This window comes from Burkholderia guangdongensis, assembly GCF_013403875.1.
In the GTDB taxonomy this organism is placed as follows: domain Bacteria; phylum Pseudomonadota; class Gammaproteobacteria; order Burkholderiales; family Burkholderiaceae; genus Burkholderia; species Burkholderia guangdongensis.
The window spans coordinates 170,616-185,763 of the sequence record NZ_JACBNX010000023.1 but is presented as its reverse complement, the minus strand read 5'-3'; the positions used below and the strand labels follow the sequence as shown (position 1 = coordinate 185,763).

Sequence of the window (15,148 nt, the reverse complement as noted above, 5' to 3'; positions counted from 1 at the left end):
AAGGTCGCCGGCGCGCGTTTGTTCAACGGGGGGTGAACATGAAGCGCCATTCGCTTGCGCATGCATTGGGCATGCTGGCCGCGTCGGCGGCCGTCGCGCTTGGCGCGCTCGGCGCCGCCGTGTCGTTCGCGCAGCAGGCCGCGACCCGGCCGCCGGCCGGCTTCACGCGGCCGCCGTTCCATGTGCGCGGGCATGCGAAGACGTTGCCGGCCGGACTGTCGCCGCAGCAGATTCGCAACTTCTACGGCTTCGGCCAGTTGCCGCGCGGGTACACGGGCGCCGGCCAGACGATCGCGATCGTCGACGCCTACGACAATCCGACCGCCGAATCCGACCTGAAAACGTTCAGCCAGACGTTCGGTCTGCCGCCGTGCGCGTCGCCGACCCGGTGCTTCACGAAGGTCTATGTGACCGCCGACAAGCGTCCGCCGCCGCCGGACGCGGGCTGGGCGATCGAGAGCTCGCTCGACGTGCAATGGGCGCACGCGATCGCGCCCGACGCGCGGATCGTGCTCGTCGAGGCGGCGTCGAGTTCGCTCGCGGACTTGCTGACCGCGATCGCGTACGCGAGCGCCTCACCGCCGAACGGCGTCGGCGCGAAGATCGTGTCGATCAGCTGGGGCAGCGTCGAATTTCTGGGCGAGACGGGGCTCGACGGGCTGTTCTCGAGCCCGAGCGGCGTGTCGTACGTCGCCGCGTCCGGCGACGCCGGCAGCGGGGTCGACTATCCGGCCGCGTCGCCGTACGTGCTGAGCGTCGGCGGGACGACGCTCGCGACCGACGCGAACGGCCACTACGCCGGCGAGACCGCGTGGGCCGGCAGCGGCGGCGGGCAGAGCGTGTACGAGTCCGAGCCCGCGTACCAGACGAGCTACGGCATTCCGTTCGACGCGATCGGCGCGCGCGGCGTGCCGGACGTCGCGTACGACGCCGATCCGGCGACGGGCTTTGCGGTGCTGGATTCGTACGGCTATCTGGGCGAGCGCGGCTGGTTCGTCGTCGGCGGCACGAGCGCGGGCGCGCCGCAATGGTCCGGACTACTGGCGATCGCGAACGGCGTGCGCATCACACGCGGCAAGATGACGCTGAATGCGGTCGGCGCGGCCCAGGCGGTGCTGTACGGGCTCGCGTCGTCGCCCGCGTACGCTGCGAATTTCTACGACGTCACGGCCGGCTCGAACGGCGCATGCGGCGCGCTCTGCAATGCGGCCGTCGGCTACGACTACGTGACCGGTCTCGGACGCCCAATCGTCAGTCACTTGATACAAGCATTGATCGATGCACCGTAATACGCATGCGCCCGCGCGGGCGCCGGCGCGTTGCGCCGGGCCCGCCGGAGCGTCGGTTCGCGCCGGGGGGCGCCGATGGACGGACCGCGCGACGAACGCCGCGGCGGTCGCTGTCGCTTTCATTTTCGCGTGCGCGTCGCGCGTGCCGGCGCTCGCGTGCGCGATCGCATGCGCGATCGTGTTCGCGCTCGCGCTCGCGCTCGCGTGCGTGCCCGGCCGCGCGGCCGCCGGCCAAGCGGGCCAAGCGGGCCAAGCGGGCCAAGCGGGCCAAGCGGGCCAGGTGGGCCAGGTGGGCAATCCGGTTAATGTGGGCAATCCAGACAGTCCGGGCGAAGCGATCTACCGGCAGGGCATGCTGCCGTCCGGCGCGCTGCTCGAAGCACAGCGCGAAGGCGGGCTGCGGATGTCCGGCAGCCTCGTCGCGTGCGTGAACTGTCACCGGCGCAGCGGGCTCGGCGCGCGCTCGGGCCTCACGATCGTGCCGCCGATCGCCGGCACGTATCTGTTCAACACGTATTCGCAGGCGAGCGACGCGCTCGGCGTGCCGTACGTCGAAAGCATGCGCAACGACCGGCCGGTCGCGTACACCGACGCGACGCTCGTGCGCGCGATCCGCGAAGGCATCGACGCGCAGGGTCATCCGCTCAGCTATCTGATGCCGCGCTTCGCGCTGAGCGACGCCGACGCCGCGCTGCTGATCCGCTACCTGAAGCGGCTCGATCCGCGCCCCGCGCCGGGCGTGACCGACACGACGCTGAACTTCGCGACGATCGTCACGCCGGATGCCGATCCGGCAAAAAGCCGCGCGATGCTCGACGTGTTGCGCCATTACTTCGCGGACCGCGACGCGGCGCCGGCGAACCCGACCGACCGTCGCTGGCAGCTTCACGTGTGGACGTTGTCCGGCGCGCCGTCGACGTGGGAGAAGCAGCTCGACGCGGATCTCGCCGCCGAGCCGGTGTTCGCGGTCATCTCCGGGATCGGCGGCAGCGACTGGTCGCCGGTGCGCGCGTTCTGCGAGCGGGCCGAGGTGCCGTGCCTGTTTCCGAACGTCGAGGTGCCCGACAGCCGCGACGGCGACATCTATCCGATCTACTTCTCGGACGGCGTGCTGCTGGAGGCGGGGCTGATCGCGTCGTCGATCACGTCGGCCGAGCCCGATCGACGGCCGCGCACGGTGCGCGAGGTGTACCGGGACGGCGACAGCGGCGCGGCCGGCGCGCACGCGCTCGCCCGCGCGCTGCGCCGCGCGGGGATCGACGTATCGCAGCGGCCGCTGGCGCCGGGCGAACGCGCGAGCGCGGCGCTCGGCGGGCTCGCCGCGCACGACGCGCTCGTGCTGTGGCTGCGGCCGGCCGACGTCGCGTCGCTCGGCCGCGCGGCGCCGCCGACGCAGGCGGTGTACCTGTCCGGGCTGATGGGCGGACTCGACCGGATGCCGCTGCCGGACGGCTGGCGCGCGGTCGCGCACGTCGCGTATCCGTTCGACCTGCCGGAGCGCGTGCACCGGCATCTCGACTATCTGACCCAGTGGGCGGCGGCGCGGCACGTCGCGATCGTCGAGCCGCAGATCCAGTCGGACACGTTTCTCGCGTGCGTGCTGCTCGAGGAGGCGCTCGGCCACGTGACCGGCACCTACGTGCGCGACTACCTGATCGAGCGGATCGAGGACACGATCGAGCAACGCCTGATCGCCGGCTACTACCCGCGGCTGACGCTTGCGCCCGGGCAGCGGATCGCGTCGAAGGGCGGCTACGTCGTGCATTTCGCGGACGCGGGCGACGGTGCGCGGATCGTCGCGGACGGCCCGTGGATCGTGCCGTAGGCGAGCAGTGCAATGCAATGCAGTGACGCGGGCCGCGTGGGCGGCTCGCACAACGGGAGACCGACATGAACCCGATCCTGAAGCGTTTGATGTGCTTCGCCGCGCTCGCGCTCGTCGCGCCGCTCGCGCCCGCGCAGGAGGACGCCGATCCTCACGCGCATCACATGATGATGATGAATCATCAGATGATGTCCGGCATCCAGGTGTCGACGGTCGCGTACGCGGAGCCGGCCGTCACGCTCGTGCGCGACGACGGTCAGCCGGTCGCGCTGAAGGACGCGCTCGACGACGGCCGGCCGGTCGTGCTCACGTTCATCTACACGACGTGCACGACGATCTGCCCGGTGATCAGCCAGACGCTGTCCGCGCTGCAGCAGAAGCTCGGCCCGGACCGCGACAAGGTGCACATCGTGTCGATCTCGATCGATCCGGAGAACGACACGCCCGCGCGGCTGCGCGAATACGCGGCGAAATTCGGCGCGGGGCCGGAATGGCAGCACTACACGGGAACGGTTGCCGCGAGCGTCGCCGCGCAGAAGGCGTTCAACGTGTACCGGCAGGACAAGATGGACCACAACCCGGTGATCCTGCTGCGCGCGTCGCCGGGCAAGCCGTGGCTGCGCATCGACGGCTTCGCGACCGTCGACGATCTGATGCACTACTACCGGACGCTCGGCGCGGCAAGTTGACGTTGCGCGCCGATAGTTTCGTAGAGTGAAACTCTCCGCGCGTGCATGAGATCCCCATCCGACACGCATGACGATCCGGGGGAATCGCGAGAATTGGCGCGCAAAGCCGAAAATTATCGCGCCGGATCGTCTCGTGTTGCGATTTGCGAACGACAGTGCTAAATTTTCCCGTCATCCAGAACCGTGGTTGAAGTTTCGCCAAGCGAAACTTATTCGGCCGACAGCAGGAGACGAGACGATGAAGCACGCAGCGATCAAGCGCACGCATCCCGCCCGGGATGTGCGCCCCGCCGGACGGACGAGCGGCAGCGACGCGACACGGGAGGGCACGCGATGAGCCTGCTGATGTCGCGCCGGGATCTCGAATTCCTGCTCTACGAATGGCTCGACGCCGAATCGCTCGCGCGCGCGCCGCGCTTCGCGGAGCACACGCGCGAGACGTTCGACGCGGTGCTCGACACGAGCGAGCGGATCGCGGCGGACCTGTTCGCGCCGCATGCCGCGCGCGCCGATCGCGAGGAGCCGCACTTCGACGGCGAGCGCGTGACGATGATTCCGGAAGTGGCGCCCGCGCTGAAGGCGTTCGCCGAAGCGGGGCTGATCGCCGCCGGCCACGACGAGGCGCTCGGCGGCATGCAGTTGCCGAAGCTCGTCGAGGCGGCCGCGTTCACCTACTTCCAGGCCGCGAACGTCGGGTCGGTCGCGTACCCGTTCCTGACGATCGCCAACTCGAACCTGCTGACCGCGCACGGCAGCCCTGCGCAGATCGACGCATTCGTGAAGCCCGAGCTCGAAGGGCGCTTCTTCGGCACGATGTGCCTGTCCGAGCCGCAGGCGGGCTCGTCGCTGTCGGATATCACGACGCGCGCCGACTATGAGCACGACACGCCGCTCGGCGCGCAATACCGGTTGACCGGCAACAAGATGTGGATCTCCGGCGGCGAGCACGAGCTGTCCGAGAACATCGTGCATCTGGTGCTCGCGAAGATCCCGGACGAGCACGGCCGGCTGGTGCCCGGCACGCGCGGCATTTCGCTGTTCATCGTGCCGAAATACCTGGTCGGCGAGGACGGCGCGCTCGGCGAGCATAACGACGTCGCGCTCGCGGGCCTCAATCACAAGATGGGTTATCGCGGCACGACGAACTGCCTGCTGAACTTCGGCGAAGGCACGCGTTATCGTCCGCAGGGGCGCACGGGCGCGATCGGCTATCTGATCGGCAAGCCGGGTCATGGGCTTGCCTACATGTTCCATATGATGAACGAGGCGCGGATCGGCGTCGGCGCGGGCGCGGTCGCGCTCGGCTACACCGGCTATCTGCACGCGCTCGAGTACGCGCGCAACCGGCCGCAGGGCCGGCCGGCCGGCCCCGCGGGCAAGGACCCGGCGGCGCCGCAGGTGCCGATCGTCCAGCACGCGGACGTGCGCCGGATGCTGCTCGCGCAAAAGGCGTACGTCGAGGGCGGGCTCGGGCTGATCCTGTACTGCGCGCGGCTCGTCGACGATCTGCAAGCGACCGGCACCACGACCGGCGATACGACAGGCGGCACGACGGGTGACGCGGCCGCGCACGCGCAGACGCAGCGCCTGCTCGACATCCTGACGCCGATCGCGAAGAGCTGGCCGTCGCAGTGGTGTCTGGTCGCGAACGATCTCGCGATCCAGGTGCACGGCGGGTATGGCTATACGCGCGACTATCCGGTCGAGCGCTTCTACCGCGACAACCGGCTGAATCCGATTCACGAAGGCACGCACGGGATTCAGGCGCAGGATCTGCTTGGCCGCAAGGTCGTGCAGGACGACGGCGCGGCGCTGCGCGCGCTCGATGAGCGGATCGTCGAGACGATCGAGCGTGCGGTGCGCGCGGGCGGCGACGCGCGCGTGGCCGCCGATGCGCTCGCCCAGCGCTGGGCGCGGGTCGGCGACGTCACGCATCGTCTGTGGTCGGCCGGCGACCCGCGCGTGACGCTCGCGAACGCGAGCGTGTATCTCGAGGCGTTCGGGCACGTCGTCGTCGCGTGGCTGTGGCTCGAGCAGATGCTCGCCGCGCACGGCCGCACCGGCGATTTCTACGACGGCAAGCGGGCCGCCGCGGGCTTCTTCTTCCGCTGGGAGCTGCCGAAGGTCGATGCGCAGTTCGATCTGCTCGCGAGCCTCGACGCGACGACGCTCGACATGCGCGATGCGTGGTTCTGAGTGTGCGAGGGCGTATTCAGAAAGAGCCGCCGACGCGATCGAGCACCTGGTCGCGCATCGCGACGAGCCGCGGGCCGAAGTCGTCGAGCAGTTGCTCGCGCGTGACCGTCGACACGCGGCCGCTGCAGTTGAACGCGAGGATGCGCGAGCGGTCCGCCGAGATCATCGGCACGCCGACCGCGAACATGTCGGGCGCCCAGTCGCCGAGCGATAGGCAGAAGCCGTAGCGTTCGTAGTCGTCGCGCGCCGAGACGATGCCGGCCTCGATTTCCGGCCACTGGTCGGGCGGGCAGCCGGCGCGGGTCGTGTCGAGGTAGCGCGCGAACAGGTCGGCCGGCAGCGCGGCGAGATGCGCGCGGCCGAGCGCGGTCGAGCCGTGCGCGACGCGCGCGCCCGGCTCGAGCCGAAGCTGGAACAGCGGATCGCCCTGACAGATGTCGAGCAGGATCATCTGCTTGCCGTCGAACTCGCCGAGCATCACCGCGGCCTGCGTGTATTCCGCGTAGGCCTGCAGGAACGGGCGCGCGACGTCGACGACCGCGTAGCTCTGCAGGAACGCGTGCCCGAGGTTCAGCACGCCGACGCCGAGCGAGTACTTCTCGAATTCGACCGAGTAGTGCAGATAGCCGAGCTGCATCAGCGTGAACGTGAGGCGCGACACGGTCGGCTTCGGCAGGTGCGTGCGTTGCGCGATCTCCTGATTGCCGAGGTAGCGCTCGCCACGCGTGAAGCAGCGCAGCACCGCCATGCCGCGCGCGAGCGCGGTGACGAACTGCGGATGATCTTCGATCGGAGTCGGCAGCAGCGAGAGGGTGTTGCGCTTCGGATTGCCCATGAGCGTCGAGTGCGGGTGGCGCGCGCCGCACGCGGCGCGGGAAAGCCGATGCGGTGATTCTACCAACGGTGTCGCGCCGCCGCGCCACCAACGAATGGAGCCGAACATGAATTTCGCCAGGTCGCCTTTCTGGCCGGCGCGGTTGCCCGCGCATCTGACGCTGCCGGCAACGAACCTGTTCTACAACGCGGAAGTCGCGGCGACGCGCTATCCGGACAAGCCGTTCATCGTGTTCTACGATACGCCGGTCACGTTCGCGCGGTTCAAGGACGAGGCCGAGCGCGTCGCGGGCTATCTGCAGCAGCGCTGCGGCGTGAAAGCGGGCGACCGCGTGCTGCTGGACATGCAGAACAGCCCGCAGTGGATGATCGCGTACTACGGGATCCTGCGCGCGAACGCGGTCGTCGTGCCGATCAATCCGATGAACATGACGGACGAGCTGCGCCACTATGTCGAGGACGCCGGCGCGCGCACGGCGATCGTCGCGCAGGATCTGTATCCGCGCATCGCGCCGCTCGTCGGCAAAACGAACGGCACAGCGGACGGCAAAGCAGACGGCAAAGCAGACGGCACAGCGGACGGCATCGAGCACGTGATCGTCGCGACATACAGCGACTATCTGACGACGCGTCCCGACATAGCGCTCCCCGAGTTCATCACCGCGCCGCGTCAGGCGGAAGGCCCGGGCGTCGCGCACTGGGCCGACGTGCTCGCCGCGCATCTCGCACCGGGCCCGCTGACGGCCGGCCCCGACGATCTGTGCGTGATGCCGTACACATCGGGCACGACGGGCAAGCCGAAGGGCTGCATGCACACGCATCGCAGCGTGATGTGCACCGCGATCGGCAGCGCGCAGTGGGTCGGTGCGAGCCAGGATTCGATCCAGTTGTCGGTGTTGCCGCTGTTCCATGTGACCGGCATGCAGGGCGGGATGAACGGCGCGCTTTATTGCGCGTCGACGGTCGTGCTGCTGCCGCGCTGGGACCGCGACGTCGCCGCCTGGGCGATCCAGCGCTACCGCGTGTCGAGCTGGACGTCGATTTCGACGATGGTCGTCGATTTCCTGTCGAACCCGAAGCTCGGCGACTACGATCTGTCGAGCCTGCGCTCGCTGAGCGGCGGCGGCGCGGCGATGCCGGACGCGGTCGTGAAGAAGCTGAAGGACAGGTTCGCCCTCGATTTCGTCGAAGGCTACGGGATGTCGGAGACGATCGCCGCGACGCACATCAATCCGCCGCAGCACGCGAAGGCGCAATGCCTCGGCATTCCGGTGTTCGACGTCGATGCGCGGATCGTCGATCCGGTGACGCTCGAGCCGGTGCCGCGCGGCGAGCCGGGGGAGATCGTCGTGAGCGGCCCGCAGGTGATGCAGGGCTACTGGCGCAAGCCGGACGCGACGCGCGACGCGTTCGTCGAGATCGACGGCAAGCGCTTTCTGCGCACCGGCGATCTCGCGCGGATGGACGAGGACGGTTACTTCTTCATGGTCGACCGGCTGAAGCGGATGATCAACGCATCGGGCTACAAGGTCTGGCCGGCCGAGGTCGAGGCGATGATGTACCACCATCCGGCGATTCTCGAAGTCTGCGTGATCGGCGCGCGCGACGCGCATCGCGGCGAGACGGTGAAGGCGATGGTCGTCCGGAATCCGAAGTACCAGGATCCGGTGACCGAGGACGACATCGTCGCGTGGGCGCGCGAGCGGATGGCGGCGTACAAGGCGCCGCGCGTCGTCGAGTTCGTCGCGTCGCTGCCGAAGTCGGGCAGCGGCAAGATCATGTGGCGAGAACTTCAGGAACAGGAGGCGGCGAAGGCCGCCGCACAAGGAGACACGAAAGCATGAAAGCACTGCTCTGCACGGCCTTCGGGCCGATCGACCAGTTGACGCTCGACGACGTGCCGTCGCCCGAGCCGGGCGCGGGCCAGGTCCGTGTGCGCGTGAAGGCCGCGTCGCTGAATTTTCCGGACGCGCTGATCGTCCAGGGGCTGTATCAGGTGAAGCCCGCGCTGCCGTTCTCGCCGGGCGCCGAGCTGGCCGGCGTGATCGACGCGCTTGGCGACGGCGTGACCGGCTGGAAGGTCGGCGACGCGGTGATCGCGTCGACGGGCCACGGCGCGTTCGCGCAGCAGTGCCTCGCTGACGCGAACAAGCTGACCGCGCTGCCGGCCGGGATGGACTACGACGCGGGCGCCGCGTTCGTGCTGACCTACGGCACGTCGCTGCACGCGCTCGAGCAGCGCGCGAAGCTGAAGGCCGGCGAGACGCTGCTCGTGATGGGCGCGGCGGGCGGCGTCGGGCTGGCGGCGATCGAGATCGCGAAGGCGATCGGCGCGCGCGTGATCGCGGCGGCGTCGACCGACGACAAGCTCGCGCTGTGCCGCGAAGCGGGCGCCGACGAGACGATCAATTATTCGACCGAGGATCTGCGCCGCCGCGTGGACGAGCTGACCGGCGGGCGCGGCGCGGACGTCGTGTACGACCCGGTCGGCGGCAAGTACACGGAAAGCGCGCTGCGCGCGACCGCGTGGCGTGGGCGCTTCCTCGTGGTCGGCTTCGCGGCCGGCGAGATTCCGAAGATCGCGCTGAACCTCGCGCTGCTGAAAGAGCGCGATATCCTCGGCGTGTTCTGGGGCGACGCGATGCGGCGCGACCCGGCGCAGCACATGGAGAACATGCGCCTGCTCGGCGAGTGGTTCGCGGCGGGGAAGGTGAAGCCGGCGATCACGGAGCGCGTGCCGCTCGCGCGCGCGGCGGACGCGATCGCGCGGATGGCGAACCGGCAGGTGAAGGGCAAGGTTGTCGTGCATCCGGAGGCGTGAGCCGCGCATCGGGGCAATTAGAAGCGCGGAGGCCGGTGACGCCTCCGCGCTTTTCATTTGACGCGTTGCGCGCCGGTGCGATCAGTGCTTCGCGAGCTCCATCGACGGGCTCGCGTCCGTATCCACGTCCACATCCGCCTCCACGTCGCGCTGCGCGTGCGGATCGCTGCGCGCGAGGCCATTGAACAGCAGGTTCAGCCCGACCGACGTCACGCACGCGAGCAGGATGCTGCTGTGCAGGATCGGCTGGATCCACGCGGGCAGTTTCTGGAACAGCGCCGGCGCGAACGTCGGCAGCAGCGAGATCGCGAGCGTCGACGCGATGATGTACAGATTGCGCCGCCCGCTTTCGAAGTCGACACGCGCGAGCGTCTTCACGCCGGTCGCGGTGACGACGCCGAACATGAACAGCGCGGCGCCGCCGAGCGCGGGCAGCGGCACCGACGCGACGATCGTCGCGAGCTTCGGCAGCAGCCCGAGCAGGCACAGGATCACGCCGGCCGCGACCGCGACCCAGCGGCTCTTCACGCCGGTGACGACGAGCAGGCCGATGTTCTGGCTGTAGATCGTGTACGGGAAGCCATTGAAGATGCCGCCGACGATGCTCGCGAGCCCGTTCGCGCGCAGCCCGTTCGTCATCTCGCGCGCCGACAGCGTCTTGCCGACGACGTCGCCGGTCGCGATGAACAGCCCCATCGACTCGATCATGATGATGACCATCACGACGACGATCGTGCCGACCGCGATCGGATCGAACACCGGCATCCCGAAGTAGAACGGCTTGATCATGTCGAGCATCGGCGCCTGCGCGACGCCGCGGAAGTTGACCATCCCGAACGGGATCGCGACGATCATCCCGATCGCGAGCGCGAGCAGCACCGACACGTTCGACCAGAAGCCCTTCAGCCAGCGGTTGATCGCGATGATCATCACGAACACGAACGCGGCGAGCGCGAGATTGTGCGGCGCGCCGAAGTCGGGCGCGCCCTTGCCGCCGCCGATCCAGTTCACGCCGACCGGGAACAGCGACAGCCCGACCACCATCACGATCGAGCCGCCGACGATCGGCGGAAAGAACCTCACGAGCCGGCCGAACACCGGCGACAGCAGCATCGTCAGCACGCCGCCCGCGATCACCGCCCCGATCACCGCGGTCAGCCCGAGCCCCGGCGACGTCGCGATCACGAGGATCGGCGGCACCGCGCTGAACGCGACGCCCTGCATCACCGGCATCCGCACGCCGAACCGCCAGAAGCCGCCCGACTGCAGGATCGTCGCGATCCCGCATGTGAACAGATCCGCGTTGATCAGCACAGCGATCGATTCCTTCGGCAGTTTCAGCGCGCTCGCGATGATCATCGGCACCGCGATCGCGCCGATGTACATCACGAGCACGTGCTGCAGCCCGAGCATGAACAGCATCGGCGGCGTCGGCACGCGGTCGACGGGAGCGGTTTCATCGCGTGCCTGAACGATTTGAGCGGACATCTGTACGTCTCCTTGCTGTCTGGCAGGTTGCCTGTTCTGTTGAGGATCGTTACAGCGGCGCCGGCGTCTGTCGACACGCAACCGGCGTGTGTCCGGCGCGTGTCGCCACGCGCCGGCGCACGTTCATGCGAGCGTGAACGGCGTCGCGCGCAAGCGCTGGCCGGTCGCCGCGAAGATCGCGTTGCCGATCGCCGGCACGACGGGCGGATTCGACAGCTCGCCGATGCCGCCCGGCTGCCGATCCGTCGGCGGCATCAGCGCGATCTCGACGACGGGCGCCTCGTGGATGCGCAGCACCGGGTAGTCGTGGAAGTTGCTTTCGCGCACCTGCCCGCGCTCGATGTGCACCGCGTTCATCAGCGCGGTCGACACGCCCCAGTGAATGCCGCCCGCGAGCTGCTGGTGCACCGAGCCCGGATCGACCGCGATCCCGCAGTCGACGACGCACGTGACCTTGCGCACCGCGATCTCGCGATCCTTCACCGCGACCTCCGCGACGATCGCGATGAAGCTCTGGTAGCCGTTGTAGATCGCGACGCCCATCCCGCGCTGCGTGCCGTCCGCGTCGCGTGTGCCCTGCGTGCCATGCGGCGTCCAGCCGGCGAGCGTCGCCGCGCGGTCGAGCACCGCGGCGAGCGCGGGGCGGCTCGACAGCATCGCGCGGCGATACGCGACCGGATCCTGGCCGGCCGCATGCGCGGCCTCGTCGACCACGCTCTCGATCGCGAACACGTTCGGCACGAAGCTGACCGCGCGCCACCACCAGATCGGAAAGCCCGGCTCGTGACGCACCCACGCGAGATCGAGCGCGGGAATGTCGTAGTGAAAATCCGCGCGCATGCTTTCGGTGCAGCTCGGGTCGACCGGGAATTTCACGAGGAAGCCGGGATCGTCGGGCTCCTTGATCGACGGCACCACCGCGCGCAGGCTGAAGCCGGTGACGTGGCCCGACGCGTCGAGCGCCGCGCGCGCCTTGTGCACGCTCGCGCTCTGGTAGTACAGGCCGCGGATGTCGTCCTCGCGGCTGTACAGCAGCTTGATGGGCCTGCCGACGCGCTTCGAGATGTAGGTGACTTCGAGCACCTGATGCAGCCCTTCGCGCGAGCCGAAGCTGCCGCCGGCCTCGGTCAGATGAATGCGGATCTTGTCGCGCGGCACGCCGGCGATCGTCTCGGACGCCTGCGCGCAGCGCGACGGCACCTGAATGCCGCCCCAGTACTCGACCGTGTCCGGCTTCACCCATGCGACGATGCTTTGCGGCTCCATCTGAGCGTGCGCCTTGTACGGCATCGTGTACACCGCCTCGACCACCTTCGCGGCCTGCGCGAACGCGCCGTTCGCGTCGCCTTTCTCGCTGGATTTCTTGCCGGGCTCGTCGACGCGCCGGCTCATCTCGCGCACGACGTCGTCGGAATCGAAGTGCGCGAAGTCGCTGTCCGCCCATTCGACCTTCAGCACCTTGCGCGCGCGCTGCGCGGCCCAGAAGTGATCGGCGACGATCGCGACGCCGGGCTGGCACGCGCCGTTCGCGACGGCCGCCGGCGCATGGTCGGGACGGAAATGCGCGATCACGTCGGGGATGTCGAGCGCGAACACGTCGTGCACGCCGGGCAAGGCCTTCACCTCGGCCGCGTTGAACGACTTCACGCGCGCGTTGACGACGGGGGGATGAACCACGATCGCGGTCAGCATCCCCGGCAGGTTCACGTCGATCGCGTACTGCGCGCGGCCGGTGAGCTTGTCGACGACGCGATAGCTGCGGCGCGGCTTGCCGATCAGCGTGAACTGGTCGGGGCGCTTCAGCGTCACCTGCGCGGGCACCGGCTGCGTCGCGGCGCCGGTCGCGAGTTCGCCGTACGTGAAGCGCCGTCCGCTCGCGGGATCGATCACTTCGCTGGCCGACGTCTTGAGGCTCGCCGGATCGACGGACCAGCGCTTCGCGGCCTCGGCGACGAGCATCGCGCGCGCGGTCGCGCCCGCGCGGCGCAGCGTCGTCCATTCGAGCGACACGCTCGTGCTGCCGCCCGTCGCGTGCATGCCCCACAGCGGATGGATGTACGCTTTCGCGAGCGGGTCGTCGGGCTGGATTACGCGCACGTGCGACCAGTCCGCGTCGAGTTCGTCGGCGAGCATCATGCCGAGCGCGTTCTTCACGCCGGTGCCGCTGTCGAACTTGTGCACGACGAGCAGCACCTGGTTGTCCGGCGCGATCCGCACCCAGGCGTTCGGCGCGAAGCGGCCGGCGGTGCTGTCGGTGATCGGGGCCGCGTGCGCGCTGCGGATGCCGGCGCCGCCGAGCTCGAGCAGCAGCCCGCCCGCGAGCGCCGCGCCCGTCTGAAGAAAGCGGCGACGGCCGCCCGAGGCCGGCGCGGTGACGGTGAGGGTGTCGTCGCGCTTCATGCCGCAGCCCTTTCGCGCAATGCGCCTGCCGCGCGATGGATCGCGCGGCGGATGCGGTCGTAGGTGCCGCAGCGGCAGATGTTGCCTGCCATCGCCGCATCGATGTCGCCGTCGCTCGGATGAGGCGTCGTCGCGAGCAGCGCGGCCGCCGACATCAACTGGCCGGACTGGCAGTAGCCGCACTGCGGCACGTCCTCGTCGCGCCACGCCTGCTGCACCGCGTGCAGCGCGTCGGGCGTGCCGAGGCCTTCGATCGTCGTGATCCGCTTGCCGGCGACCGCCGCGAGCGGCATCTGGCACGCGCGCACCGCGGCGCCTTCGAGATGCACGGTGCACGCGCCGCACAGGCCCATCCCGCAGCCGAACTTGGTTCCCGTCAGATGGAGGCTGTCGCGCAGTACCCAGAGCAGCGGCGTATCGAGCGGCGCATCGACCGCGAGGTCGGTGCCGTTCACGTTCAACTTTGTCATGTCGTCTCCAGATCGCCGCGTTGCGCGGCGATGCGTGTCGTTCCGCCGGTCGCATCGCAGGCGGCCGGCCACGGCGTTTTTTCGCGGTGTGGGTAAAGCCTATGTGCACAAATTCGATATGTGAAATACGATTTCGGAATCCATTCGATACGAGGTTCATATGGATTTGAGGCAGTTGCGCTACTTCATCGCGGTCGCGGAGGAGGGCAACTTCAGCCGCGCGGCCGAGCGCCTGCACATCTCGCAGCCGCCGCTGAGCCAGCAGATCATGGCGCTGGAGGATTCGCTGCGCGTCACGCTGTTCGTGCGCGGCCGCCACGGTGCGCGGCTCACGCGCGCCGGCGAGGCGCTGCTCGTGCGTGCGCGCAGCATCGTCAGCGACTGCGATTCGGTCGAGAAACTCGTGCGCCGCGTCGCGGACGGGCTCGAGGGCTACATCCGGATCGGGATCATCAACTCGGTGATGTACGGCCCGCTGCCGCGCACGATGCACCTGTTCCAGAAGCGCAATCCGGAAGTCGAATGGACGCTGCACGAGCTGCTGCCGGACCAGCAGCAGGAGGCGCTGCTGAACGGCAAGATCGATGTCGGCTTCGCGTGCAACGCGACGGAGCGCAGCGAGCTGCACTCGATCCGCGTCTATCCGCAGCCGCTGATGGCCGCGCTGCCGGGCGGGCATCCGCTCGCCCGGCGCCGCCGGATCGCGCTGAAGGCGCTCGCGAACGACGCGTTCGTGCTGCTGAACACGCAGAGCCCGATCATCCGCGACGTGCTCGCCGCGTGCGTGCGCGACGGCTTTCAGCCGCGCGTGCTGCACGAATCGATCGATCCGGAGACGGTGCTGAGCCTCGTCGGCGCGGGCGTCGGCGTCAGCATCCTGCCCGAGTCGCTGTCGACGACGCCGCGCGAGAACGTCGTGTTCGTCGGCATGGACGAGCGTTCGATCAACGCCGATCTGTACGCGACCGTGCGCCGCGACGACACGCTGCCCGCGCTCGAGCGCTTCCTCGCGCTGCTCGCCGAAACGACCGACGCATGGCGCCGCGAGGTCGCGGCGAAAGATGCGGATGCCGAATGAATGTGCCGGTACGCGCCATGCGATGCGATGCGGTGCAGCGCAGCGGGATGAGGAACGG

Annotated in this window: 11 protein-coding genes; 7 read left to right on the top strand and 4 right to left on the bottom strand. The window is 69.1% G+C overall.

Annotated features, from left to right (window positions below; translation table 11 throughout):
- The first annotated feature begins 38 nt into the window (after positions 1-38).
- The 4 genes from HZI36_RS21670 to HZI36_RS21655 all read left to right on the top strand — a co-directional run bounded on the left by HZI36_RS21670 (position 39) and on the right by HZI36_RS21655 (position 5,999).
- The gene (locus HZI36_RS21670; protein WP_179404715.1) at positions 39-1,289 is read left to right on the top strand and encodes a S53 family peptidase; all 1,251 of its coding nucleotides are present in this window, start codon (positions 39-41) and stop codon (positions 1,287-1,289) included.
- Positions 1,290-1,641: 352 nt separating this feature from the next.
- Complete coding sequence (locus HZI36_RS21665) at positions 1,642-3,114, top strand: c-type cytochrome (protein WP_218884179.1); 1,473 nt, start codon at positions 1,642-1,644, stop codon at positions 3,112-3,114.
- 65 nt (positions 3,115-3,179) lie between these two features.
- Positions 3,180-3,803, top strand: coding sequence for an SCO family protein (locus tag HZI36_RS21660; protein ID WP_179404714.1), 624 nt, complete (start codon positions 3,180-3,182; stop codon positions 3,801-3,803).
- 333 nt (positions 3,804-4,136) lie between these two features.
- Positions 4,137-5,999 carry an acyl-CoA dehydrogenase gene (locus HZI36_RS21655; RefSeq protein WP_179404713.1) on the top strand — a complete coding sequence of 621 codons (1,863 nt, stop codon included), beginning with the start codon at positions 4,137-4,139 and terminating at the stop codon, positions 5,997-5,999.
- Between the two features lie 16 nt (positions 6,000-6,015).
- Here HZI36_RS21655 and HZI36_RS21650 read toward each other — a convergent pair whose 3' ends face one another.
- On the bottom strand, positions 6,016-6,834 hold the full coding sequence (locus HZI36_RS21650; protein WP_179404712.1) for an IclR family transcriptional regulator: 819 nt from the start codon (positions 6,832-6,834) through the stop codon (positions 6,016-6,018).
- Positions 6,835-6,940: 106 nt separating this feature from the next.
- Here HZI36_RS21650 and HZI36_RS21645 point away from each other — a divergent pair, with 106 nt between their 5' ends.
- Entirely contained in the window at positions 6,941-8,677 is a 1,737-nt protein-coding gene (locus HZI36_RS21645) for a long-chain fatty acid--CoA ligase (RefSeq protein ID WP_179404711.1), read from the top strand.
- Positions 8,674-9,654 carry an NADPH:quinone oxidoreductase family protein gene (locus HZI36_RS21640; RefSeq protein WP_179404710.1) on the top strand — a complete coding sequence of 327 codons (981 nt, stop codon included), beginning with the start codon at positions 8,674-8,676 and terminating at the stop codon, positions 9,652-9,654. Before HZI36_RS21645 ends, HZI36_RS21640 begins: the two co-directional genes overlap by 4 nt.
- 81 nt (positions 9,655-9,735) lie before the next feature.
- On the opposite strand, the gene HZI36_RS21635 is transcribed toward HZI36_RS21640, so the two are convergent.
- The 3 genes from HZI36_RS21635 to HZI36_RS21625 all read right to left on the bottom strand — a co-directional run bounded on the left by HZI36_RS21635 (position 9,736) and on the right by HZI36_RS21625 (position 14,012).
- Positions 9,736-11,142, bottom strand: coding sequence for a nucleobase:cation symporter-2 family protein (locus HZI36_RS21635; protein WP_179404709.1), 1,407 nt, complete (start codon positions 11,140-11,142; stop codon positions 9,736-9,738).
- Positions 11,143-11,265: 123 nt separating this feature from the next.
- On the bottom strand, positions 11,266-13,542 hold the full coding sequence (locus HZI36_RS21630) for a xanthine dehydrogenase family protein molybdopterin-binding subunit (protein ID WP_179404708.1): 2,277 nt from the start codon (positions 13,540-13,542) through the stop codon (positions 11,266-11,268).
- Positions 13,539-14,012, bottom strand: coding sequence for a (2Fe-2S)-binding protein (locus HZI36_RS21625; protein WP_179404707.1), 474 nt, complete (start codon positions 14,010-14,012; stop codon positions 13,539-13,541). Before HZI36_RS21625 ends, HZI36_RS21630 begins: the two co-directional genes overlap by 4 nt.
- 160 nt (positions 14,013-14,172) lie before the next feature.
- Between HZI36_RS21625 and HZI36_RS21620 the strand changes: the two genes are divergently transcribed.
- A complete protein-coding gene (locus tag HZI36_RS21620; RefSeq protein ID WP_179404706.1) occupies positions 14,173-15,090 on the top strand; it encodes a LysR substrate-binding domain-containing protein in 918 nt (305 codons plus the stop codon).
- The last annotated feature ends 58 nt before the right edge of the window (positions 15,091-15,148 follow it).

What these genes read in the sequence shown, in the direction of transcription:
- HZI36_RS21625 (WP_179404707.1), bottom strand. Translation starts at nt 14,012, where the DNA reads ATGACAAAGTTGAACGTGAACGGCACCGACCTCGCGGTCGATGCGCCG.
- HZI36_RS21640 (WP_179404710.1), top strand. Translation starts at nt 8,674, where the DNA reads ATGAAAGCACTGCTCTGCACGGCCTTCGGGCCGATCGACCAGTTGACG.
- HZI36_RS21665 (WP_218884179.1), top strand. Translation starts at nt 1,642, where the DNA reads ATGCTGCCGTCCGGCGCGCTGCTCGAAGCACAGCGCGAAGGCGGGCTG.
- HZI36_RS21620 (WP_179404706.1), top strand. Translation starts at nt 14,173, where the DNA reads ATGGATTTGAGGCAGTTGCGCTACTTCATCGCGGTCGCGGAGGAGGGC.
- HZI36_RS21660 (WP_179404714.1), top strand. Translation starts at nt 3,180, where the DNA reads ATGAACCCGATCCTGAAGCGTTTGATGTGCTTCGCCGCGCTCGCGCTC.
- HZI36_RS21635 (WP_179404709.1), bottom strand. Translation starts at nt 11,142, where the DNA reads ATGTCCGCTCAAATCGTTCAGGCACGCGATGAAACCGCTCCCGTCGAC.
- HZI36_RS21655 (WP_179404713.1), top strand. Translation starts at nt 4,137, where the DNA reads ATGAGCCTGCTGATGTCGCGCCGGGATCTCGAATTCCTGCTCTACGAA.
- HZI36_RS21650 (WP_179404712.1), bottom strand. Translation starts at nt 6,834, where the DNA reads ATGGGCAATCCGAAGCGCAACACCCTCTCGCTGCTGCCGACTCCGATC.
- HZI36_RS21630 (WP_179404708.1), bottom strand. Translation starts at nt 13,542, where the DNA reads ATGAAGCGCGACGACACCCTCACCGTCACCGCGCCGGCCTCGGGCGGC.
- HZI36_RS21645 (WP_179404711.1), top strand. Translation starts at nt 6,941, where the DNA reads ATGAATTTCGCCAGGTCGCCTTTCTGGCCGGCGCGGTTGCCCGCGCAT.
- HZI36_RS21670 (WP_179404715.1), top strand. Translation starts at nt 39, where the DNA reads ATGAAGCGCCATTCGCTTGCGCATGCATTGGGCATGCTGGCCGCGTCG.